The 24,399-nt window shown below is 32.7% G+C and carries 27 protein-coding genes; 24 read left to right on the forward strand and 3 right to left on the reverse strand.

The genetic code is table 11. The features are described 5' to 3' along the window. Positions 1-27 precede the first annotated feature (27 nt). The 16 genes from lepB to COC46_RS12880 all read left to right on the forward strand — a co-directional run bounded on the left by lepB (position 28) and on the right by COC46_RS12880 (position 13,869). Entirely contained in the window at positions 28-564 is a 537-nt protein-coding gene (gene lepB / locus COC46_RS12815) for a signal peptidase I (protein ID WP_255294895.1), read from the forward strand. A gap of 670 nt (positions 565-1,234) precedes the next feature. Then, a complete protein-coding gene (locus COC46_RS12820) occupies positions 1,235-1,495 on the forward strand; it encodes a metal-sensitive transcriptional regulator (protein ID WP_098810109.1) in 261 nt (86 codons plus the stop codon). Between the two features lie 61 nt (positions 1,496-1,556). Further along, a complete protein-coding gene (locus tag COC46_RS12825) occupies positions 1,557-1,916 on the forward strand; it encodes a rhodanese-like domain-containing protein (protein WP_098810110.1) in 360 nt (119 codons plus the stop codon). Between the two features lie 18 nt (positions 1,917-1,934). Then, positions 1,935-2,231: a rhodanese-like domain-containing protein gene (locus COC46_RS12830; protein ID WP_098810111.1), complete on the forward strand. Its 297-nt coding sequence runs from the start codon at positions 1,935-1,937 to the stop codon at positions 2,229-2,231. Positions 2,232-2,567: 336 nt separating this feature from the next. Next, on the forward strand, positions 2,568-3,518 hold the full coding sequence (locus COC46_RS12835) for a heme-dependent oxidative N-demethylase family protein (RefSeq protein WP_098810112.1): 951 nt from the start codon (positions 2,568-2,570) through the stop codon (positions 3,516-3,518). Between the two features lie 6 nt (positions 3,519-3,524). Further along, positions 3,525-4,013 carry a dimethylamine monooxygenase subunit DmmA family protein gene (locus COC46_RS12840; protein WP_098810113.1) on the forward strand — a complete coding sequence of 163 codons (489 nt, stop codon included), beginning with the start codon at positions 3,525-3,527 and terminating at the stop codon, positions 4,011-4,013. A gap of 15 nt (positions 4,014-4,028) precedes the next feature. Beyond that, on the forward strand, positions 4,029-4,991 hold the full coding sequence (locus COC46_RS12845) for a PDR/VanB family oxidoreductase (RefSeq protein WP_098810114.1): 963 nt from the start codon (positions 4,029-4,031) through the stop codon (positions 4,989-4,991). Positions 4,992-5,261: 270 nt separating this feature from the next. Next, positions 5,262-7,349, forward strand: coding sequence for a methylmalonyl-CoA mutase family protein (locus tag COC46_RS12850; protein ID WP_098810115.1), 2,088 nt, complete (start codon positions 5,262-5,264; stop codon positions 7,347-7,349). After that, a complete protein-coding gene (scpA, locus tag COC46_RS12855; protein ID WP_098810116.1) occupies positions 7,346-9,505 on the forward strand; it encodes a methylmalonyl-CoA mutase in 2,160 nt (719 codons plus the stop codon). The genes COC46_RS12850 and scpA overlap by 4 nt, the downstream gene beginning before the upstream one ends. Beyond that, positions 9,506-10,537 carry a methylmalonyl Co-A mutase-associated GTPase MeaB gene (meaB, locus tag COC46_RS12860; protein WP_098810117.1) on the forward strand — a complete coding sequence of 344 codons (1,032 nt, stop codon included), beginning with the start codon at positions 9,506-9,508 and terminating at the stop codon, positions 10,535-10,537. Continuing rightward, the gene (gene mce / locus COC46_RS12865) at positions 10,524-10,964 is read left to right on the forward strand and encodes a methylmalonyl-CoA epimerase (RefSeq protein ID WP_098810118.1); all 441 of its coding nucleotides are present in this window, start codon (positions 10,524-10,526) and stop codon (positions 10,962-10,964) included. The genes meaB and mce overlap by 14 nt, the downstream gene beginning before the upstream one ends. A gap of 4 nt (positions 10,965-10,968) precedes the next feature. After that, positions 10,969-12,519 (forward strand): acyl-CoA carboxylase subunit beta, encoded by a 1,551-nt coding sequence (locus COC46_RS12870; protein WP_098810119.1) that lies wholly within the window; start codon positions 10,969-10,971, stop codon positions 12,517-12,519. 207 nt (positions 12,520-12,726) lie between these two features. Next, positions 12,727-12,888 (forward strand): hypothetical protein, encoded by a 162-nt coding sequence (locus tag COC46_RS22725; protein ID WP_255294896.1) that lies wholly within the window; start codon positions 12,727-12,729, stop codon positions 12,886-12,888. 60 nt (positions 12,889-12,948) lie between these two features. Continuing rightward, on the forward strand, positions 12,949-13,200 hold the full coding sequence (locus COC46_RS23125; RefSeq protein ID WP_369700052.1) for an MBL fold metallo-hydrolase: 252 nt from the start codon (positions 12,949-12,951) through the stop codon (positions 13,198-13,200). A gap of 17 nt (positions 13,201-13,217) precedes the next feature. Beyond that, positions 13,218-13,352 (forward strand): hypothetical protein, encoded by a 135-nt coding sequence (locus COC46_RS22730; protein ID WP_255294897.1) that lies wholly within the window; start codon positions 13,218-13,220, stop codon positions 13,350-13,352. Positions 13,353-13,440: 88 nt separating this feature from the next. Further along, positions 13,441-13,869, forward strand: coding sequence for a protein-tyrosine phosphatase family protein (locus COC46_RS12880; protein ID WP_098810120.1), 429 nt, complete (start codon positions 13,441-13,443; stop codon positions 13,867-13,869). A gap of 51 nt (positions 13,870-13,920) precedes the next feature. Here COC46_RS12880 and COC46_RS12885 read toward each other — a convergent pair whose 3' ends face one another. Beyond that, complete coding sequence (locus COC46_RS12885; protein ID WP_141550897.1) at positions 13,921-14,817, reverse strand: LysR family transcriptional regulator; 897 nt, start codon at positions 14,815-14,817, stop codon at positions 13,921-13,923. A gap of 237 nt (positions 14,818-15,054) precedes the next feature. Between COC46_RS12885 and COC46_RS12890 the strand changes: the two genes are divergently transcribed. Next, a complete protein-coding gene (locus COC46_RS12890) occupies positions 15,055-15,732 on the forward strand; it encodes a response regulator transcription factor (protein ID WP_098810122.1) in 678 nt (225 codons plus the stop codon). Positions 15,733-15,813: 81 nt separating this feature from the next. Here the strand turns inward: COC46_RS12890 and COC46_RS23130 are convergent, their stop codons facing one another. After that, the gene (locus COC46_RS23130; RefSeq protein ID WP_098810123.1) at positions 15,814-15,942 is read right to left on the reverse strand and encodes a helix-turn-helix transcriptional regulator; all 129 of its coding nucleotides are present in this window, start codon (positions 15,940-15,942) and stop codon (positions 15,814-15,816) included. Beyond that, a complete protein-coding gene (locus COC46_RS12900; protein ID WP_098810124.1) occupies positions 15,917-16,147 on the reverse strand; it encodes a hypothetical protein in 231 nt (76 codons plus the stop codon). Before COC46_RS12900 ends, COC46_RS23130 begins: the two co-directional genes overlap by 26 nt. 347 nt (positions 16,148-16,494) lie before the next feature. Here COC46_RS12900 and COC46_RS12905 point away from each other — a divergent pair, with 347 nt between their 5' ends. The 7 genes from COC46_RS12905 to COC46_RS12935 all read left to right on the forward strand — a co-directional run bounded on the left by COC46_RS12905 (position 16,495) and on the right by COC46_RS12935 (position 24,079). Next, a complete protein-coding gene (locus COC46_RS12905) occupies positions 16,495-17,733 on the forward strand; it encodes an MFS transporter (protein ID WP_218012467.1) in 1,239 nt (412 codons plus the stop codon). A gap of 19 nt (positions 17,734-17,752) precedes the next feature. Beyond that, complete coding sequence (locus tag COC46_RS12910; RefSeq protein WP_098810125.1) at positions 17,753-18,142, forward strand: iron chaperone; 390 nt, start codon at positions 17,753-17,755, stop codon at positions 18,140-18,142. A gap of 213 nt (positions 18,143-18,355) precedes the next feature. Further along, positions 18,356-20,755 (forward strand): nitrite reductase large subunit NirB, encoded by a 2,400-nt coding sequence (gene nirB, locus COC46_RS12915; RefSeq protein WP_098810126.1) that lies wholly within the window; start codon positions 18,356-18,358, stop codon positions 20,753-20,755. Positions 20,756-20,780: 25 nt separating this feature from the next. Beyond that, positions 20,781-21,098: a nitrite reductase small subunit NirD gene (nirD, locus tag COC46_RS12920; protein ID WP_098810127.1), complete on the forward strand. Its 318-nt coding sequence runs from the start codon at positions 20,781-20,783 to the stop codon at positions 21,096-21,098. Positions 21,099-21,101: 3 nt separating this feature from the next. Then, positions 21,102-22,538 (forward strand): uroporphyrinogen-III C-methyltransferase, encoded by a 1,437-nt coding sequence (gene cobA, locus COC46_RS12925; RefSeq protein ID WP_098810128.1) that lies wholly within the window; start codon positions 21,102-21,104, stop codon positions 22,536-22,538. Next, entirely contained in the window at positions 22,531-23,247 is a 717-nt protein-coding gene (locus COC46_RS12930) for a sirohydrochlorin chelatase (protein WP_098810129.1), read from the forward strand. Before cobA ends, COC46_RS12930 begins: the two co-directional genes overlap by 8 nt. A 16-nt stretch (positions 23,248-23,263) precedes the next feature. Beyond that, positions 23,264-24,079 carry a formate/nitrite transporter family protein gene (locus tag COC46_RS12935; RefSeq protein WP_098810130.1) on the forward strand — a complete coding sequence of 272 codons (816 nt, stop codon included), beginning with the start codon at positions 23,264-23,266 and terminating at the stop codon, positions 24,077-24,079. Positions 24,080-24,399: the final 320 nt, after the last annotated feature.

A 24,399-nucleotide genomic window follows, 5' to 3' on the forward strand; every position in this document is an offset into this window, starting at 1 on the left:
TACAATTAATAGTAAGGGGATATAAACTTGAAAACTAGAAAAAAAGATTCTGCATGGCAATCTACTAAACTAATCGTTTATTCTTTTACGATCGCATTCGTTATTAAGATTTTTGTGTTTTCACCCTTTCTTGTTGAAGGTGCTTCGATGCAACCGACCCTACAGAATCATGATTATTTGTTTGTAAACAAAGCTTCATTTCATATTTCTTCTATAAATAGAGGTGAAGTTGTCATTATAAAAAAACAAAATGACCCTAAGTACTATGTCAAAAGAATAATTGGCATACCAAATGATCACGTTCATATAACAAATGGAACACTATTCATTAATGGAAAGCATACAACTGAAGATTATTTAAATGAAAAATTACGCAGTGTATATAAGGAATACCTTCAATTTAATCAAGTGAAAGTACCGAATAATTCGTATTTAGTGATGGGAGATAATCGTTTAAACAGTAAAGATAGTAGAAATGGTTTAGGATATATTAAGCAATCTGAAATTGTCGGAAAAGTAGAAGGTGTTTTTTATCCATTTGATCGATTAAGAATAATACGCTAAAAAGAAAAGTAAAATAGATTAAATAAGAAGTTTAAAAGTTCGTGAAAGGCTTTTTCATCATATTTTCATTTTCATTATATAGGGTAAAAAAGTAATAAAATTGTTACTTGCAGGTATTTTAAGCTTTATTTAAGGAAATAAATCTTAAATATAAGAATAAATTTATTAAAACTGAAAGTAGGAATATATAATGAAAAAAAGTGAAGAGCATTTATTGGAGGAACAGATTACTCAAATGAAGAAGAATAATTGGTTGTTATTGGTCGTAGCATTAATAACGATTCCTTTTTTAGTAATAAATATGTAAAAACAAAGCCTGGTGTATAGATGCCAGGCTTTTGTCTGTGTTGAAAAATAACGATGCTAATTACTAAAATTTCGGAAAGGGAGCATTCGATGTTGATTTCCACTACAGTTTGCTAGCTCTCCATGGGCGAGAACTGAGCCTCCTTTAGCGCGCCTGTGGGTTCTCAAGCTTCTCGCATTTCCCGCAGGAATCAACTTATTCATAAAATTTTTTTATATGTGAGCACACCCTCTTAAAATTAGAGAGTGGCTTCAATATTTCTTTCCTACTAAAAATGATGACAAACTATTTGACTTCATACCTATGAGGGTATATAGTTCATTTTAACTAATGCAAAATTTTTATTAGAAAGGAATTGTTCTAATGACATATGATGCTCAAATAAAAAATAGAGTGAAAAGAATTGAAGGACAGCTTAGAGGCATTTTAAAGATGATGGATGAGGATAAAAACTGTAAAGATGTAATAACTCAACTATCTGCAGTAAGAGCAGCCATGGATCGAACAATTGGTGTGATCGTTAGTACGAATCTAATAGAGTGTGTAAGACTAGCGGATGAAAACGGGGAAAGTGCAGAAGAGCTTGTAAAAGAAGCTGTTAGCTTATTAGTGAAGAGTAGATAAGTACCTTTGAATTGTTTTAAATTTACCTCTTATGTATAACAAGAAGAAAGTGGGACTTTAAATGGAATTATTAAATATTCTAATCATTGTTTTTATTGCTTATTTTATCGTACAAACTTTTCTTCCAGTCAAAGGTGTAAAACAGATCTCAACAAGTGATTTAAAAAATGAATTGAAACATAAAGAGAAACAATTCATTGACGTTAGAACTACTGCCGAATATAAAGGAAGAAATATTAAAGAATTCGAAAATATACCACTTCATTTGTTAAAGAAAAATGTAAATGGGCTATCAAAAGACAAAGAAACCATTGTAATTTGTCAAAGTGGGATCAGAAGTTTGAAAGCATGTAAAGTTCTTAAAAAGATGGGATATACAAATATTACAAATGTAAAAGGCGGAATGAGTGCCTGGTCTTAATTAAAGGAGAGAATCGTAATGAAAGAAATGACAGCAGAACAGCTAAATGATTTACTAAAGGAAGGCAAAACACTTAATATTATCGATGTTCGTGAGGTTGATGAAGTAGCGAATGGAATGATACCTGGTGCAACACATATCCCTCTTGGTTTAATTGAGTTTCGTATGCAAGATTTAGATAAAAATAATGAATACATCGTTGTTTGTAAAGCTGGTGGCAGAAGCAGTCGAGCAGGACAGTACTTAGAAAGTCATGGATTTAACGTTATAAATATGACAGGTGGCATGGATGCTTGGACTGGTGAAATAAAATAAATTTTGTTCAATGAAATAAGATTTAATTTTAATGTTCTATTAACGATATGTAGTGGAAAGCTCTCTTACGAAAATTTGGTTATTAGTTGACAAGATTATTTTCAACAGAGTTAAATTGCTTATATGAGTATAAGCAATTTTTTTATGAATTTTTCATAAATTTATATTTAAATTCTATAATTAGATAGTCTAACTATTGACATAAAAAACAGAATATTCTTATAATTAATTAAAATCTACTGTTAATAGAATCATCTATCTAACATGAGGATGATCTCTCCTTCGTCTAACTAATTTGAACTATAAACTTTTTAATCTACTATAAAGGGTGTTCAGATGAATCAAATCAATGAATTAGAAAGCTTTCCGTATCCATTTAAAGATGATACTTATCGATACTCCAATAATTCTATTCTATTAGATCCGCCTATAAGTATCGAGGTCACTAATCATTATAAAAATGAAATAAATTTAAAAAGAAGATTGTTACAGAATTCACCTAGCCATTGCTATCAAGCATTACCTACTAGTGTTCAAGGACAATGGGAAATAGTAGAATTGGTCATCGATCATTTAGTAAATCATTATCCTCATTATTTTGAACTTCATAAGTGTAATGACAAATGGACACTTTATAATAAGCTTCTGATGGAAGAAGAATATATGACCTTTGGAGATTTATCTACAGTTTCAGGAAAACCATTGAATTTCATTGGTAAACATGTTCAAGAAGATTTAATTTTTATGAGCCAACGAGATGGTGATATATTTTTAGATGCTGGACATCTCTGTTTTCCTTCTAATTGGTCACTTGCTTTTAAACTAGGGATGGGTTTTAAAGAGATTCATCAACCAATACCTAAGTTTAGTGAAAAATCATTGGATGACAAAATTCTTCGTTTCTTAAAAAATATTGAACAAGGAACACCTTGGACCCGGAAAAATTGGTCACTAATGGCTGGTAATAGTCTGGACACTTCATTAGAAACGTTCGATGTATGGGGTAAAGACAGAAAAAATGTTACGGCTGATAATGCCGGGAAGTTTGTTCACTTACGAGTTGAAGTTCAAAAATTATTTAGACTATCTGTTAGCAATGGGCTCCTTTTTACAATCCATACGCACTTATTATCATTAGAGCAATTCTCTTTAAATAAGGAGTGGCTAAAGCAATTTTATACAATTCTATGTGAATTGCCAGATTTCATTTTAGATTATAAAGGAATCTCTTCATATAAAAAAGAAGTAATAACATATTTAAAAAATAAACTAGATGAAGTTGGGTAGAATGAGATGAATAATTTAATAGTTGATCAAGCTAGTTTTATAGATGGCAAAAGAAAATATTTAATCTGTGCAAATCATAGAGGAAGAGAATTAATCCAACCAATCCTAGAGAAATTACTTGAGAAGAATTATTCTTTTGATTTTGTATTCATCGGATTTGATTCAACTCCAGAACAAATCCAAACGAATATTAAGACTTGGTTACAAAATCAAAAAATGGGAAGTTATTTATATATTGCATTAAGTAAAGAAGAGCTTAAAAATTTAAGACCGATGATTGAGGATGTAGGATTTTTTGAAGATGAAGTCCAATATGTTGGGTATGGTGAACTGAACTCGAAGGTTTTTTGCTGTCGTTGTCATAGCATAACTGAAGTGAAAAATTTGGAATTTGGTAGAGAAATCAAATGCCAAAACTGTCATTTATTACTTTCAGTTTCTGACCATTATTCGGCCCATTATGACGCTTATTTAGGAAACGTAGCTATATTGTAGATGGGGGTGTATGTATTGATTGAGAATTCGATATTAGTTCGTGTTAGTGAAATAAAGCAAATAACATCACAGGTTAAAGAATTTAGTTTTATTCCTATTGAACAATTTAATCTCCCCGCTTTTAGTGGAGGTTCTCATATTAATACATATGTTGATACAGAAAATGAAATCATTTGCAGACCTTATTCGTTAGTTCATCATTCACTTATTGATAACACTTTTAAAATTGCAATTCATTTAAGTTCAGAATCAAAAGGTGGTTCAACCTATTGGCATGAACGAATGAAAGTAGGAGACCGATTACGAATTAGTTATCCTAAAAATTACTTTCCAATGAGCTCAAGAGCCAAACATCATGTGTTTTATGCAGCGGGAATTGGCATAACGCCATTTTTATCGATGATGAAGGAATTAAAAAGCCAAAATAAATCTTTTGAACTACATTATACTTCTACGACAAAAGATAATTGTGCATTTTACGATTATTTAAATGAATATTATCAAAAAGAGACCTCTTTTTACTTCACGAAAGAAGTTAGATCTAGTCGAATAAAAGTTGAAACACTATTAGACCATTCCATCGGAACTCATGTATATTTTTGTGGTCCAAATCGATTTATCACTCAATTTAATGAGGCAGCCCATGCATTTGGTTATCCAAAATCAAGTGTCCATATTGAGGTGTTTACACAACAAAAATTGGCTAATACAAGACCTTTTGAGGTAAAACTAGCGAATGGCACTACTAAACAAGTCCCTGTAGATAAAACTTTATTAGACGTTTTACTAGATGAGGGGTTAAAAATTCCATATTCTTGTAGAGTTGGTAGATGTGGGTCATGTGAAGTGAATGTCATTGATGGACAAATTGATCATCACGACTTTTTATTGGATGAAGATCAAAGAAAAAGTAATAAAATGATTTTAACTTGCGTCTCTAGAGCAAAATCGAATCAAATAATTCTTGAAATAGAATGAATAGAGCTATTTTCCAAATAATTGGGTAGAATAGCTCTTTTATTTTTTTGAGGATTATTATCAAAATATATATATAAATTAGATTATTTGATAAATACTTAATTTTCGTAATTTTAGAGGATTTTTCGAAGTATTTGTCGAAATTTTAATTATTCTTTGCATTTATGTTCTTAATGAAAAGAAAAAGCTTTATAACCAAATTTATAAAATCGATTAACTAATTTATACATCTTATTAGGTTAAGAGATAAAGAAAGGAGTGGCTTTAAACATGTCAGAAAATACAAAAACTTCGAGCCATCATTTGGAAGAAAATTTATTTGCTGAATTTCCAAAGCCGACTGTACAAGAGTGGAGAGATGTTGTAGAAAAATCCTTGAAAGGAGCCACTATTGAGGAAAAGCTTGTTACAAAAACATATGAAGAAATCTATTTAAATCCAATGTATGGTGAAGAGAATATCGCTAACTTTCCTTTTTTAAATTCACAGCCAGGAGAATTTCCTTACGTTAGGGGAACTAATGAAAATGGCTATCTAGATCAGCCATGGGGGATTTGTCAGGAACTAGATTGTACATCACCAGAAGAATTCAATCGAGTTGCTAGACATGACTTAGACAAAGGACAAACAATGCTAAAGCTTCGACTAAACGAATCTGTCAGTACAAAAAATAAAAACAAAGGTTTAGTCATAAATTCAGTTAATGATTTTAGAGTAGCCTTTCAAAATATAAATTTAGAAGAAGTACCATTATATATTGAAACAGTTAAAGGTGGACAAGCATTTTTTGCTTCATTAATAGCTTATGTGCAACAACAAAATTACGATTTTAATAAAATCCAAGGCATTATTGGAATGGATCCTTTAAGCAATTATGTAAAAGAAGGGACTCTTCCGTATTCTTTTGAAAATGCTTACAAAATGATGGCTGAGATGACAAAATGGTCTGTTAAAAATACACCAAATTTAAGAACAATTTTAGTTCAGTCACATCCTTACCACGATGCTGGAGGAAATGCAGTTCATGAATTAGCATTCGCTATTTCGACAGGATTAGAGTATTTACGTGAAATGGATCATCGACAAGTTGCACTTGATGATGCAGCATCAAAAATGCTTTTCTCATTTTCAATCGGATCAAATTTCTTTATGGAAATCGCAAAATTAAGAGCGGCAAGAATGATTTGGGCAAAAATTGTAAAAGAATTAGGTGGTAACGAAGCTTCACAAAAGATGAAAATTCACTCACGAACATCTGCATGGACGAAAACGATTTATGATCCATATGTAAATATACTTCGTGGCACTGTTGAAGCTTTTGCTGGGGTAATCGGGGGATCTGATACACTACAAGTTTCGCCATTTGATGAATCAATTAAATCATCTGATGAATTTTCTAGACGTATTGCTAGAAATACACATCTAATTATTGATAAAGAATCGAACTTATCAAAAGTTAATGACCCAGCTGGAGGTTCTTGGTATATTGAATCACTTACATATACTTTAGCTGAAAAAGCGTGGGAACTATTCCAAAAAATTGAAGAAAAAGGCGGAATGGTTAAAGCATTACAAGAAGGTTTCCCTCAACAATTAGTTAGTAAGGTTGCAGATGAAAAATTGAATAACATAAAGAGTAGAAAAGATAAATTTATAGGTACTAATATTTATCCAAATCTGAATGAAACACAAATTGCAAAAGAAGAGTTGGATCGTGAAAAGATTGAAGTGATGCCCGAAAATTTTAAAGCAAGTACTGAGCATTCTGTGATATTAAACAGTTACTTACTTGAAGATACAATTGATGCTGCTAATAATGGAGCAACAATAACGGATATTACAAATGCAATGAATTTATTAAACTTAGAACTTCTGACAATTGACCCATTATTGATTCATCGTGGTGCTCAACCGTATGAAACTTTACGTCAAAATTCTGAAAAATATAAAAGTAGTAATGGTGAATTCCCTACTGTTTTTGTGGCAAATTTTGGTCCAGTTGCGGGGTATAAGCTTCGTACAGATTTTGTTACAGATTTCTTTGAAGTTGGTGGATTTAAGGTTTTGCAAAATAAAGGTTTTGCCTCCATTGATGAAATAATTGATTCATACAAAAAATCAGAATCTACTATTGTTGTAATTTGTTCAACGGATGACCAATATTTGGATGCTGTACCATCTATTACAAAACAGATTAAAACAAGTAATCCAAACGCAAAAGTTCTTTTAGCGGGTAAACCGTCTCTAGAAGATATGAATTTTTACACACAAGTTGGAGTGGATGATTTCATTCATTTTAACGTAAATAATTATGAGAAGTTAGAAACTCTTCAAAAGGATGGAGGGATTATGAAATGAATAAACTAACAGACTTTACAAAGATGCCATTTAATACAACGTTTTCAGCACCAAATACAGCACCTCCAAAACAAATTAATCACGAAGATTGGAAAACATTAGAACAAATAGATGTTAAGCCATTATATGATTCGAATGATCTTAATCAGATCGAACATTTAGGTTATGTTTCTGGTATTGCTCCCTTTTTAAGAGGACCGTATCCAGCCATGTATATCAACAAACCTTGGACAATCCGACAATATGCGGGTTTTTCAACTGCAGAAGAGAGTAATGCGTTTTATCGAAGAAATTTAGCTGCTGGTCAAAAAGGGTTATCAATTGCCTTTGACTTAGCAACTCACCGTGGGTATGATTCAGATCATCCTCGAGTTGAAGGGGATGTTGGTAAAGCTGGTGTTGCTATCGATTCAATTTTAGATATGAAAATTTTATTTGATGGAATACCATTGGATAAAATGTCAGTGTCAATGACGATGAATGGAGCAGTACTTCCGGTATTAGCGTTTTATATTGTAGCCGCAGAAGAACAAGGAGTACATCAGTCACAGCTTACAGGAACAATTCAAAATGATATTTTGAAAGAATATATGGTTCGAAATACTTATATTTACCCACCAGAGGCATCAATGCGAATTATCGCTGATATTTTTTCTTATACTTCGCAACATATGCCTAAATTTAACAGCATTAGTATATCTGGCTACCATATGCAAGAAGCAGGGGCGACTGCAGATATTGAACTAGGTTATACATTAGCAAATGGTTTGGAATATGTACGAACAGGTTTAAAAGCGGGAATAGATATTGATTCATTCGCTCCTCGATTATCATTTTTCTGGGGAATCGGTATGAACTATTTCATGGAAATTGCCAAAATGCGAGCAGCTCGTTTACTTTGGGCTAAAATGATCAAAACATTTGATCCAAAGAAAGAAAAATCAATGGCACTTAGAACACATTCCCAAACTTCTGGTTGGAGTTTAACTGAGCAAGACCCATTTAATAATGTAACTCGTACTTGTATTGAAGCGATGGCGGCAGTTTTAGGACATACTCAATCACTGCATACGAATGCTTTAGATGAAGCGATTGCCTTACCAACGGATTTCTCTGCGCGAATTGCACGTAACACACAACTTTATTTACAAGAAGAAACAGGAATTTGCAATGTAGTTGACCCTTGGGGAGGTTCATATTACGTTGAATCGTTAACAAATGAATTAGTTAAAAAAGCGTGGGCACATATTCAAGAAGTTGAATCATTGGGCGGTATGGCAAAAGCGATTGAAACTGGTTTACCGAAGATGAGAATTGAAGAAGCCGCAGCTAGACGCCAAGCTCACATCGATTCAGGTAAAGAAACAATTATCGGTGTGAACAAATATCGCCTTGAGAAAGAAGATCCATTAGAAGTATTAGAAGTTGATAATACCGCAGTACGCGAGGCACAAATTTTAAGATTACGTGAGCTGCGAGCATCAAGAGATGAAGCGAAAGTGCAAGCTGCATTAGCTGCAATTACTGAAGCAGCGAAGTCTGGGGAAGGTAATTTGTTAGCGCTTGCAATCGAAGCAGCTAGAGCTCGTGCAACATTAGGTGAAATTTCGGATGCTTATGAAAAAGTAGTAGGTCGACATAAAGCAGTCATCCGTTCGATTATGGGCGTGTATAGTGCTGAATACGGTGAAAAAGATGAAATAGAGATCGTTCGTAAAATGGCAGATGATTTTGAAGAGAATGAAGGTCGTCGTCCTAGAATTATGATTGCGAAACTAGGTCAAGATGGACATGATCGAGGTGCGAAAGTAATCGCAACAGCATTTGCCGATTTAGGTTTTGATGTAGATATCGGTCCACTTTTCCAAACACCAGCGGAAACGGCACTTCAAGCGGTTGAAAATGATGTTCATGTAATTGGAATGAGTTCTTTAGCAGGTGGTCATAAAACGCTTCTTCCACAATTGATGGAAGAGTTGAAAAAGCTTGGACGTGAGGATATTGTCCTTATTGCTGGTGGTGTAATTCCAGCTGGTGACTATGAATTTTTATTGAAAAACGGAGCGGCAGCAATCTTTGGACCAGGAACAGTAATCCCAGTTGCGGCACAAAAAGTTATTGAAGAGATAAATCGTCGACTTGAGGATACGATATAAATGGATCGTGAAAACAAAAGAAAGAAAAAGCTTTCAGAAGACGACTATGTAAATGGGGTGCTTGAAGGAAATCGAACCATATTAGCCCAAACAATTACGCTTATTGAAAGTAATTCGTCAGCACATATGAAATCTGCACAAAATGTTCTGACGAGATTACTTCCTCATTCAGGTCGCTCGATCCGGATTGGAATAACTGGGGTTCCAGGAGCCGGTAAAAGTAGTTTAATAGAAAGCTTTGGAACATATTTGTGTGAGCAGGGACATAAAGTGGCTGTGTTAACGATTGATCCAAGCAGCACAATAACAAAAGGTAGTATTTTAGGAGATAAAACAAGAATGGATTCACTTTCAAAGAATCCAAATGCATTTATTCGACCTTCTGCTTCTGGAGGCTCACTTGGTGGAATTGCTCGTAAAACGCGAGAATCGATGTTGGTATGTGAAGCAGCAGGCTATGATGTGATTTTAATTGAAACGGTCGGTGTTGGACAAAGTGAAGTGCAGGTTCGTTCAATGGTTGATTTTTTCCTTCTAGTTATGCTAACTGGCGCAGGTGATGAGCTACAAGGTATTAAAAAAGGAATTATGGAACTTGCAGATTCAATTATCATCAATAAAGCCGATGGACAAAATAAAATAAAAGCCCAAGCAGCTAAGGCTGAATTTAATCGAATACTTCACTTATTACAGCCTTCAACTCCAGGTTGGACAAGTAAAGCATATACAGCTTCAGCTTTACTTGGTGAAGGGATTGAAGAAATATGGAATGAAATTAATGCGTTTAAAAATGTAACAACTGAATCAGGCTATTTTTCTGAACGCCGTCAAAGACAAATGATTGATTGGATGTACAACATGGTTTTTGAACAGTTGAAATTAAGTTTTATGAATCATGAAGAAGTGAAGCAAAATTTACAATCGATTGAAAGCTCGATCATTAATGGAAAATTAACAGCGACATCAGCAGCAAACAATTTATTATCCATTTTTGAAGCCAATGGAAGGAGACAATGTAATGACCGAGACTAGTCCTAAAAAAATTAACCATATAGGAATTGCTGTAAGAGATTTAGAGACTTCCATTCAATTGTATACGAATGTACTTGGCTTAAAACTTGTAGGAATTGAAACAGTTGAAAGTGAAAAAGTACGAGTTGCATTTATTGAAATAGGTGAAGTGAAAATTGAGCTTTTAGAAGCAACGAGCCCTGAAAGTCCAATTGCAAAATTCATAGAGAAAAAAGGTGAAGGAATTCACCATATTGCGTTAGAAACAGAAAATTGTGAGAAACAGCTTGAAATTGTGAAAGAGCACGGAATTAAACTAATTAACGAGGTTCCAAAAGAAGGTGCACACGGTAGTCTAGTTGCTTTCCTTCATCCAAATTCAACGAATAAAGTTTTGTTTGAGCTTTGCCAACCATCATCTAGTGTTTTCAGAAAGGAAGTTGAATAGAGTAATGACGACTGCATATGAGAAAATTAATGAATTAATGGATCGAAAGAGAGTAATAGAACTTGGCGGTGGAGACGATCGAATAGATTCACAGCATAATAGAGGGAAATTAACTGCAAGAGAGCGTATTAATCTATTATTAGATGAAGATACATTTGTCGAATTAAATCCGTTTATTAAACATCGTGCAACAAATTTCGGAATGGATAAAATGGATAGTCCAGGTGAAGGTGTTGTAACAGGGTACGGCAAAGTTCATGGACGTCTAATTTATGTGTTTGCACAAGACTTTACAGTATTTGGTGGAGCTTTAGGTGAAATGCACGCTATTAAAATTGCGAAAGTTATGGATTTAGCAGCAAAAGTAGGTGCTCCATTTATTGGTTTAAATGATTCTGGTGGAGCAAGAATACAAGAAGGCGTAGTTTCATTAGACGGATATGGTCATATTTTTTATCGCAATTCTATTTATTCTGGCGTTATTCCACAAATTTCAGTTATAATGGGTCCTTGTGCTGGGGGAGCTGTATATTCACCGGCAATAACTGACTTTGTCTTTATGGTAGAAAAGACAAGTCAAATGTTTATTACTGGTCCTAAAGTAATTGAAACAATAACTGGTGAAAAAATTTCAACTGAAAATTTAGGTGGGGCAAAGGTTCATTCTTCGATAAGTGGTGTAGCGCATTTCACAGAAGAATCAGAACCAGAAATTTTAGAACAAGTACGTAGATTAATTAGCTTCTTACCACAAAATAATAATGAAAAACCAGAAGGGGTTCCTTTCTTCGAAAAAGATGATTGGCGTGAAGATCTTATTGACTTAGTTCCAATCGAATCAACGAAAGTATACGATGTGAGAAAAGTTATCGAGCAAATTCTTGATAATGGGGATTTTATGGAAGTTCAACCTAACTTTGCTAAAAATATCGTCATCGGTTTTGGTCGTATTGATGGAAATAGTGTAGGAATTATTGCGAATCAGCCAAAAGTAATGGCAGGAGGACTTGATATAAATTCTTCTGATAAATTATCTAGATTTATCCGATTCTGCGATTCATTTAATATACCTTTAATTACATTTGAAGATGTTACAGGTTTCTTCCCAGGAGTCACTCAGGAGCATGGAGGAATTATTCGACATGGAGCGAAAATACTATACGCTTATTCAGAAGCTACAGTTCCAAAAATAACTGTGATCTTAAGAAAAGCTTATGGTGGTGCTTACGTTGCGATGAATTCTAAAGCAATTGGTGCAGATGTTGTATACGCTTGGCCAAATTCAGAGATTGCTGTAATGGGCCCTGAAGGAGCAGCGAATATTATCTTTGCGAAAGAGATTAATCAAAGCATCGATCCGATTGCTACTCGATCTGAAAAAATTGCAGAATATCGTGAAATGTTTGCAAATCCATATGTTGCAGCTTCACATGGTATGGTTGATGACGTAATTGATCCTAGAGAAACACGTAAAGTATTAAAACAATCTTTAGAAATGTTAAGAACTAAAAATGAAACGAGACCTAAGAAAAAGCATGGAAATATTCCTCTATAAGGGAAGAAATATAGTAGCTAGATATACTTGAAAGGAAGTATATCTAGTTTTTTGTATTTTACTGTAAAAAATTACAATTAAACAATTGTTTTTGTGTATTGACAAATAAAAATATTTGTGGTATAATAAATAATTTTATTGTTGACTCATTTCGTTTTTGTCGTTACGATAGAACTTGGAAATGATTAAAGCTACAGGAGTGATTTTATGCTTAGTAAAAGTAAAATCCAAATGTTAAGCATTACGATGAATTCGAATGGTATAAAAAATACAATTCATCCAACTCTAATTTGGAATGACGAAGATGTAGTATTAATTGATACTGGTTATCCCGGACAATTAAACGAGTTTCGAAATTGTTTTGAATAAGTAGGAGTACCTTTTGAAAAACTTAACAAAATACTCATTACTCATCAAGATATTGATCATATCGGAAGTCTTTCATCTATTGTAGAAGAATCAACTAATCATATTGAAGTATATGCAAGTGAAATCGAAAAACCTTATATTCAAGGTGAAAAACTACTTGTAAAAATTACGCCAGAATCAATTGCTAAAGCAGTATCGTCATTGCCTGCAGATGCAACAGATGAATTTAAAAAAGCATTTAAAAACAGACTAGAGAATCCACCAAAAGGGAAAGTCGACCATGTTATTAGGACATATAAGCTTTTATCATAAGGAGTCTAAAACATTAGTTGCAAAGAGATGCTCTAATGATTGAAAATGGTCAACTATATCCTTCTAATCCACAATACACATTTAATATTGAACAATCGATAAAATCAGTTGAGGCATTATTGTCATTAGATATTAAAAAAATTATTTGCTAACATGGTGGAATTTTTGAAGGCAATATAAAAGAAAGATTCATTGAATTAACTATATAAAAATTTTAAATTGTTATTTGGAGGTAAAAAAATGAGCAATAAAAACTATCAAGAATTAATTAAAGATCGAATCTTTTTCGGTGGGGCCGATGATGTGAAAGATATGATGGAAAACGAAAAGGCAGATGTCGTTTTTGATCTTAGAGTCAAAAATTTTGATGTTGATCCTCAAATTAACCGTATACATACTCCGATTGTTGATGATAAGGAAGAACAAGCAGAAACACTTAAAAGAGCGATTGACCATGTCGTAAAAGCATATAAAAATGACCAAAAAGTATACTTCCATTGTGGTGGAGGGAATACAAGAGCAGGTACAGTTGCGATTGGAACATTAATTGCTTTAAACAAAGCCGATTCAATTGAAAAAGCTGAAGAAATGACTAGGGCAATACGACCAACAATTAAATCGAATCCCGATATGAAGGAAGCATTAAAAAAGATTTATCCTAAAGCTTAAATTAAAAAAACGCTAATTTTACAATTTGTTTGTAATTATTAGCGTTTTTTATTAACAAAAACCATTCATATGGTTTTTAACACAATTAATAAATTCAGTTTTAGTAATTGAATTTTCTTTGGAAATTGGAGAAATCGCCCAAAATTCCTGATAAATAAAATCCGATTCTTTTATTGGGATTACTTTTAATTCTCCAGTTATGACATCAGGAAAATCTTTCAAAGTTGTACTATGCACAAATGTAAATACACGACCTTCTTTAATTATTTCAATTAATGTCATTGTCCGATTAGATTTTAAAACAATTTCATTTTTAAATTTTTTAGCTAATTGGAGAAAGTTTTTATTCGAAAAATTATACATTACTACTTTTTGATGTAATAAGTCTTTAGTTGTTACATAATCCAATTCATATAATGGTGAATGTTTGCCTACTACTATACAAACCTTTCCTTTACTTAAAAATTCAAAGTTTATATTATTTTCCTTTTCTAATTCCGCTTTTGATGAAACAACTAGAGCTAAGTCATAGTCTTCTTTCGTTAAATTGATAAAGATCTGATCTGTACCTTGTTCGATTAATTCAATAGTAGGTTCATTGTTTTTTCCAGCATATTTTTTTAAAACATCATGAATCATATAAGTGAAAGTCGGTGCACATGCTATTTTCATATGCTTTAATCGAGTTTCCTTGAAATCTATAAGTTGTTCCTTTAATTCTTTTAAGTTAGTTAAAATTTCATTTGCCCTGTTTAATACTAACTCGCCTTCATACGTTAATGTAATTCCTCCTCTTGAACGATTAAATATATTTATTTCTAACTCTCTTTCAAGATGAGTAATAGCTTGACTGACCCCAGAAGGAGAAATATGCAATTTTTTCGCTGCCTTCGAGATCGATTTCTCATTTGCAATACTAACAACATATTCTAGTTGTTCAAAGTTCACATTTATCCCCCTTAAATAAAGACTAATATATTTAATCAATAGTTTAATATATTTGAGTGTTAATTAGCTACATTGTTAAGTAATACTTAAACATAGCTTAACATATATGAAATATATTTTCTGACAAAATACATGTAAAATGAAAAATAATCCCATAAATGTTATAGGATTAATAAGGATTAGGTAATGAAATACCAGTAATTGAATAAAATTACTGTTGAAAGTTGGGAATAAAAAATGTTTACAAACAATGAATTAAATCACCAAGAAAATAAAACATTTATTTTTGTTGAAAATACCTTATTTGTATCAGGTATATGTACAATTTTAGAACATCATAAGCTAAATGTAAGAAAAATAGATTTCCATCAAATTAATACAAGTGAATTAAATGAATCCTATAATATTTGTTATGTGAAAAATGAAGAGATGGGAATAAAATCGCAATTATTAAAATTGCGAGATAAGCAAATCAAAATTATTATCATAAAAAATGATATAGAATATAGTGAAATTGTGAGTTTGATGAAAATGGGGGTTAATGGAATTTGCTTAACTGACATTGATGAACAATGTTTACTTCAAATTGTTAGACAAGTTCAAGATCATCATTTCTATTTAGATTCTCGTTTAACAACAAAAATAATTGAAGAGAATATTCGACTTGTTGAGAATGGTAACAAAAAGAAAGAACTAGACTATGAAGCTATGTATAATCTCTTGACGAAAAGAGAAATCGAAATTTTACAACTATTAGGTCAAGGATATTCAAACATTCAAATAGGATCTGAGTTGTATATTTCGAGTAAAACTGTAAAAAATCACGTATCAAATATTATTCAAAAATTGCAGGTTTCTGACCGATTAAATGCAGTAATTTTTGCTTTAAAAAATAATTGGATATCGCTTAATTAATTAACATGAATGATACACTAATCTTATGTAATGATATGATTAGTGTATTTTTTTATGAAAATAAGCACTTACAAAAAAGTTTCAAGAAATAATGCCTTTTCGAACCAATTCTCCAACTACATGAGAGCGATTATTAGCCCCAAGTTTTTTAATAGCGGATTTCACATATTGTTTTACTGTAAGCTCACTTATATTCATGGAATCTGCCATTTCTTGACGTACTTTCACCCCAAGCAATTCTCTTCATTGCTTCTAGTTCTCTTTTACTTAAAATAATTGAATGATGAGCCCCAGTTTTATTTATTAAAAATTTACAAATTAACTTACCAGAGTATGTAAATAATTGTTCATTTATTTTTAATTCATCCTTAGATTCTGTCGAACAGATATAACCAAGACAAGGAAACAATTGCATAGGTGAAATACTCTCACTAAGCTTACTTGCATGTTTGGCAGTATTTAGAGATGGTGCCGAAATGGTCGTATTTTAAAGCGATATGAATTCATCAATGACAACAATAGAATTGACTACTGGTTTTGCATGATTTGTTAGTTAATTATGTAACTTTTATGCACAAAGTTGGTAGAAAATATTATGGTCACACACTTTAAAAGTAACCTCTTTTTTATTAAAAATCATTAAGGTTAAGGTGAATTAATCCACAATCACAGAGTAAAAATAGTATAATGATTTGTATTTAAATTTTATCTCAAGTATAAATATTCAATGATAAATGTGGAGATAAAAAGGGGAGAGTTTTATTGTCAGCATCAGAAAAATCTATTTTTAAAGGGACTTCATTTACGAATTTCTGGATATCGCGAATGATGACCTCTACATCTTTTCAGATGTTATCTGTTGCGATTGGGTGGCAAATGTATGATTTGACACATGATGCGTTTAGTCTTGGTTTAGTAGGCTTAGCGCAATTTATTCCGATGGTATTACTTACACTAGTGGTTGGTCAAGTCGCTGATAGAGTTGATCGACGAAAGATTGTTTTCATTTGTCAAATGATAGAAGCTCTAATTGCAGGACTTCTTTTATATGGAAACTTTGCAAATTGGCTTAGCCGTGAAGAAATATTAGCTGCCGCATTTATACTAGGTGCATGCCGATCTTTCGAGGGACCTGCTTCTTCAGCTTTATTACCACAAGTAGTACCAAAATCAATTTTACAACAAGCTATTTCTTGGAGTACATCTGCAGGTCAAACAGCACAAATATTAGGGCCATCTCTTGGAGGGGTATTATTTTCAGTAGGGCCAGCATATGTTTATGCAACTTCAGCAATTGCCTTATTACTTTCATCTTTCCTTACATTTTTTATTAAATTAGATAGCGAATTTGTTCGTAAATCAGAGCCAGTAACTTTACGAACAATGCTTATGGGTATAGAATTTGTCTATAAACATCCGATTATTTTAGGAACTATTTCGCTTGATTTATTCGCGGTTTTACTAGGCGGAGCTACAGCACTTTTACCAATTTATGCGCAAGATATATTACATACGGGCGCTTGGGGACTAGGTCTAATGCGAACTGCACCTGCTGTGGGAGCATTAATCATGTCATTAATATTAGCATATTTTCCACTTAAAAAATCATTTGGAAAGATATTATTTAGTGCATTAGGTGTGTTTGGATTGGCAACAATGCTATTTGCAATTTCCTCAAACCTATTCATCTCCTTAATTGCATTATTTATCATCGGAGCTTCTGATGTAGTCAGCGTAGTAATCCGTTCTTCACTTGTGCAGCTACAAACTCCAGACGATATGAGAGGCAGAGTAAATGCTGTAAATTCTCTATTTATCGGAACTTCAAATCAGCTTGGAGAATTTGAATCTGGAACAATGGCTGGATTAATCGGTGCAGTTCCGGCGGTATTTGTTGGCGGTCTCGGAACGATCGTAGTTGCTGGACTTTGGATGTATTTATTCCCATCACTTAGAAGGATAAATTCACTTTCTGGAGAGAAGACAGAAAAAGTAGGATAATGTTATTTAAGGAGAATTTATGGAGAATACTAAAAAATCTTTTGATACGATTGATGAATATATTTCACAATTTCAGCCGGAAATTCAAGAAAAATTACAAACTTTAAGGAAGACGATAAAAGAAATTGTTCCAAATGCAGTTGAAAAAATTAGTTATCAAATGCCTACTTTTGCGCTAAATAAAAACTTAGTTCATTTTGCAGCATATAAAAATCATATAGGATTTTATCCAGGTGCAAGCGGAATTGCAGCATTTAAGCAAGAGTTATCAGCTTATAAGGGGGCTAAAGGTTCAGTTCAATTTCCAATAAATGAACCACTGCCATTCGATTTAATAAAAAAGATTGTGAAATACCGTGAAGCTGAGGATTTAAAGAAAGCCGAAAAAAAATTAAAAAAGAAGAAATAATGATTATTGCCTCTAAGCAAAATATAGCTTTAGAGGTTTTTTGATGAAAAATTGACTTATTTGTTCATAATATTGTCGATAAATATACAAAAAATAATTTTTATTTCAGTTATACTAAACTTGTATTTCATTAGAAAAACATTTTGTAATGAAAAGGTTTTTTTAGAATATCATGTGAAAAATTTCACAATGATAATTTGGGGGACAGTACAGATGAAAAGAAAATTATTAATGATTGGTAATGGTATGGCAGGAGTACGTTGTATAGAAGAGATTTTGAAAAGAGATAAAAACTTATTTGAAATTACAATCATTGGAGATGAACCACATCCAAACTATAACCGAATTATGCTATCAAATGTTCTACAAGGAAAAACGACTTTTGATGAAATCAATATTAATGATTGGAACTGGTATGAAGAAAATCAAATTACTTTACTAACGAATGAAAAAGTTACGAAAATATCACCTAAAGAGAAAATAGTTGAAACAGAAAAAGGAATTAAGATATCTTATGATGAACTTATTTTAGCTACAGGTTCAAGCGCATTTATATTACCGATACCAGGAAATAAACTTGAAGGAGTTGTTGGTTTCCGTACCATTCAAGATACTGAACGAATGATCGATTACGCAAAAAAATATAAAAAAGCTGTCGTTATCGGCGGTGGTCTTTTAGGGTTAGAGGCAGCAAGAGGTTTAATCGATCGGGGGATGGAAGTACATGTTGTTCATCTACTTCCTACTTTAATGGAGCAACAGCTAGATGCAACAGCTGCAAAAATGCTAAAAAAAGATTTAGAAGCACAAGGTATGAAGTTCTTAATGGAAAAACAAACGACTTCAATAAATGGAACGGATCGCGTTGAAGGTATTAATTTTTCAGATGGCACGTCCTTAGATTGCGATTTAGTAGTAATGGCAGTTGGAATTAGACCTAATACTTCTTTAGCAAAAGATGCAGGCATTGATGTAAACCGAGCGATACTTGTTAACGATTTTATGCAAACTTCTGATCCTACTATTTATGCTGTAGGTGAATGTGCCGAACATAATGGAACTACTTATGGTTTAGTAGCGCCATTGTATGAACAAGGGATCGTACTTGCGGATTATCTAACAGGTAATATAACGAATGGTTATAAAGGAAGCATTTTATCAACTCAGTTAAAGGTTTCAGGATGTGATTTGTTTTCCGGAGGACTGATCCACGAGGAAGATGATACACAAGCGATCGTTATAAATGACCAATTTGCAGGCCTTTATAAAAAAGTAATCGTGAAGGATGAAAAAGTAGTTGGTGTCGTTTTATATGGTGACGCAACAGATGGAAATCGACTGTTCAATATGCTGAATAACGAAACAAATATAAAAGAATTTACAAGTGCTTCAATTCTCCATAAATCAGGTGAGGATTCTGCAGAAGATTTTGTTCTATCAATGAGTGCAAATGATACAGTATGTGGATGTAATGGAGTAACAAAAGGTACAATCGTACAATCAATTTTAGAGCAAGAGCTTACAACGTTTGAAGATGTGAAAAGTTGCACAAAGGCTGGTGCATCGTGTGGAAAGTGTAAAGGAATGGTTGAAAGTATTTTAGCAGCTACACTTGGTGATTCATTTGATCCAAATGCAAAAAAAACAGGCATGTGTGGATGTACAAACTTATCTCGTGATGAAGTTATAAATGAAATAAAAGATAAAGGGTTACAAACTCCTAGGGAAGTTCGAATGGTACTTGGTTTTGAAAATGAAGAAGGATGTTCAAAATGTAGACCAGCTTTAAACTATTATTTAAGAATGATGTATCCAAATGAGTATCATGATGATAAGTCATCTCGTTTCGTAAATGAAAGAATGGAAGGAAATATTCAAAAAGATGGTTCATTCTCAATTGTACCTCGAATGTATGGTGGGGTTACGACTGGTGATGAATTGATTAAAATTGGTGAAGTTGCAAATAAATTTAATGTGCCGCTTGTAAAAGTTACAGGTGCAAGCCGTGTTGGTTTATACGGTGTAAAAAAAGAAGACGTACCAAAGGTTTGGCAAGAATTAGGGATGCGATCTGGCTATGCATATTCTAAGTCCTTAAGAAACGTTAAATCATGTGTCGGGAATCGTTTTTGTCGATTTGGAACACAAGATTCTTTAGGATTAGGCATCCAACTGGAAAAAGCGATTGAAATGGTAGATACTCCGCACAAGATGAAGATGGGTGTAACAGGTTGTCCAAGGAACTGCGCTGAAGTTCTGACAAAAGACTTCGGAGTAATATGCGTGGAAAATGGCTACCAGCTTTATATTGGAGGTAATGGTGGAACAGAGGTTAGAGAATGTGATCAACTAACGACTGTTACTACTGAAGAAGAAGTAATTCATATGGCAAAAGCTTACGTTCAATTCTATCGAGAAACTGGTGTATATGGTGAACGAACTGCACCTTGGGTAGAAAGGCTTGGAGTGGATAAAGTTAAAGAAGTGTTATTAAATAAAGAACAAGAAAATGCATTAGTAGAGAAATTCGATCAAGCAAAACTAACCTATGAAGAAGCTTGGGGTCAAGCGATAACGAATCAATTAGATCTTTATGAAGTGATTAGAAAATAATAGCGAAATTGAGAGGAGCCATCATATGATCACAAAATTAGAAAAAATAAATGTACTAGATGTAGAATCATTACCAATACAAATTGGAAAAGAGATCGTTATTAAAGGGGAATCAATTGCTTTATTCCGTTTATCAAACGGAGAAGTATATGCTATTGAAAGTATTTGTCCATATACTAATGGGCCACTTGCAGAAGGAATTGTTTCGGGTGAATATGTATATTGTCCGCTTCGTGACTGGAAAATTTCATTAAGAACTGGAGAAGTACAAAAACCAGATGATGGAATTGTAAAAACATATGAAGCAGAAATTATCGACGGTTTTGTTTATATTATGGTGTAACTTATGATTAAAAAAGATGGATTTATCTCATTTGTAGGTGCTGGTCCTGGCGATTTAGGTTTAATTACTGAAAAAGGAATGAATTGTATACGAGAAGCAGAAGTAATCTTATACGATCGACTTGCAAATCCAAGATTACTACGAGAAGCGACTGGAAATTGTGAATTCATCTATTGTGGGAAGCTCCCAGATCGACATACTATGCGACAAGAAATGATTAATCAAACATTAGTTAATTATGCAAAAGAAGGTAAATATGTCGTTAGATTAAAAGGTGGAGACCCATCTGTTTTCGGTAGAGTAGGGGAAGAAGCAGAGGAAGCTTCTAAGCATAATATACCTTTTGAAATTGTACCGGGTATTACATCTAGCATCGCTGCAGCTGCATATGCTGGTATTCCAGTTACACATCGTGAATATAGTACAAGTTTTACATTAAGAACAGGGCATAAATGTTTGGAAAATGAAGATTTAAAGGAATTAAATTGTTCCGATCAGTTAGGAGATACACTTGCATATTACATGGGAGTTAATAATCTCCCTAAAATATGTAAGCATTTAATACAAAATGGTAAATCAAAAGAAACTCCGGTAGCTGTCATACAGTGGGGTACAATTGGAAAACAAAAAGTTGTTGAAGGAACGATTGAAACAATTTTATCAAATATTGAGAAAGAAAAAATTACAAATCCTGCGATGACTATTATTGGAGATGTAGTAAAACTTCGCTCAAAGCTAACATGGTTTGATAAGAAAAAATATTTTGGACGAAAAATTTTATTGGCAAAAGCAACTACAACTGTAGAAAAGAATGGACTAGAAGCATATTTAACTGAAAACGGTGCTGAGGTTTACGCTTTTCCTACACTTAAGTTAGTTGAACTTCCAATTAAACATGATCAGTTAGACAATGCATTGAGTCATGAGAGAATAGTTTTTAATACGCCAGAAAGTGTGAAATTATTTTTTTCAAATATGTACAAATCAAAATACGATGTTCGTAAACTTCCAAATAGAATTGAGTATATTTCTTCGAAGTCATGTAAGGTACTTGAAAAGTATGGAATTTTTGCAGAGAAATTCACTGATAATGAGCTCGCTACAGTTTTTGTTGGATCTCAAAACAAGGTGATCCAAACGGCACATAATTCTAAATTTTTGGCTACACACAATATAATTGCGGATTCACGATTTGATGTCATTAATCAAAGAATGCTAGAAGAAACAAGTTGGGAATCAATCATTTTTCCAAACCGCTCATCAGTTGACTGGTTTTTAAAAGAATTACAAGCGACTAATAAAAACTATTTAATGAATTTACCATTTGCATATATTGGTGAATCGGTTAAAGAATATGCGATTAAATGCGGTTTTACTAATGTTGACGAAGATTTACAAAAGGAATTAATGCTAGGTGATTGGAAGTGTGGCAATGTATGATGCAGTAGTTTATATTGGACACGGAAGTCGTAGGCAAGAAGGAAATGAACAATTTATTCACTTTATTCAGTCAGTAATCAAAAAGGTTCCTATTCAAAAACAAGTGTATGCTTTTTTAGAACTAGTAGAGCCAACTATTCAACAAGCTATGGAAAGCATTATATTAGAAGGTGCTAAAAATATTTTAGTAGTTCCCGTATTATTATTTGCAGCGGCACATTATAAACGTGATATACCAGAAGAATTGAATCGTACATTAGAAAGATTTCATGATGTAGCTTTTACGACAACTAAGCCTTTTGGTGTTCATGATCATATGGTTCAGCTAGTTCAAAAGCGTGTACAAGAAGCTAATAGAACTACAAATTCTGCAATTTTATTAGTAGGACGCGGGAGTAGTGATCCTGAACCAATTGAAATGCTTGGACAAATTGGAGATGCTGTCAGTGATCGTATGAAAGTACCAGTATATACAGCTTTTTTAACAGCGGGAAAACCACGGTTAGAAGATACAATTAACAAAATGAGTAAAGAATTTCATACTATTTATGTAATGCCATATTTATTATTTACTGGACTACTTCTTGAGAAAATTAAGAGACGAATTGCTTTAGAAAATGAAAAATTTTATCTTTGTGGGAATTTACAATTTGATAAATTGATGAGTCAAGCACTTATAGATCGAATTCAAGAAAAGATAAAAATATAATGATAGGGTGAACAATATGAAAGAAGTAATAAATACAATTGGAAATGTAGCCAAAGTAAAGACAAACCAAGTAACAGATAGTAAATCAAAATATATGGTTCCTACAATGATGGCAGGATTTTTTGTAGGATTGGGTATTATATTAATCTTTACAATAGGTGGATTACTTTCTCCTACTGCTTTTGCTGGAACGAAAATAATCATGGGTGTTTCATTTGGTATTGCTTTAAGTTTAGTCATTATGGCTGGAGCAGACTTATTTACGGGGAATAATATGATTATGACGATTGGTATGCTAGAAAAAAAGGTTAGTTGGACTGATACTTTTAAAGTATGGGGTTTTAGTTATTTAGGAAATCTTATAGGTTCCATCCTAGTAGCTATATTATTTGCCTATTCGGGATTGGCTAACGGTGGTGTGGCTGATTTTATTAATAATGCAGCTGCAACAAAAATGAATGCACCATTCATGGAATTACTTATTCGAGGTATTCTGTGTAATATACTTGTTTGTTTAGCTCTATGGTGTTCATTTAAAATGAAGTCTGAATCAGGAAAATTAATCATGGTATTTTGGTGCTTGTTTGCATTTATTACTTCAGGCTTTGAGCATAGTGTAGCAAATATGACTTTATTATCAATTTCTTTATTTATTAAACACCCAGAAACTGTAACATTAGCGGGCATGGTTTCGAATCTTTTACCAGTAACAATCGGAAATATTATTGGTGGTGCTTTATTTGTCGGAGCTGCTTATTGGGTTTCAGGTTCGGAAGCGAAAAATAAAAAGTTTTCAACTGCAAATATGAAAGATAAACAACAGGCGTCTTAAATAAATATGTTTAATAGTACTTTAAAAATAAACAACCTATTCATGTGTTGTTTATTTTTTTTGTTTGAAAATAACTACAACTTTTAAATTAAAAGATTGTTTTTTTTCATGATTTTAATCTTTTCAAACAGAACAGTTAGATGACTTATATGAAAATTGAATCAGTTAAAATAAAATAATAGGTACAGTAATAAAAAAATTAGGAATTTTAAAAAAATCGATTAAATAGTAAATTTATTAGGGGGATTAAAATGTAAAAAAAAAACTCTGATAAAACAGAGTTTTTTTCAGAGTGTTGAAATATAAAGTTGTCAATATTG

Origin of the sequence: Bacillus sp. AFS041924 (assembly GCF_002577195.1) — a bacterium.
GTDB lineage: Bacteria > Bacillota > Bacilli > Bacillales > Bacillaceae_G > Gottfriedia.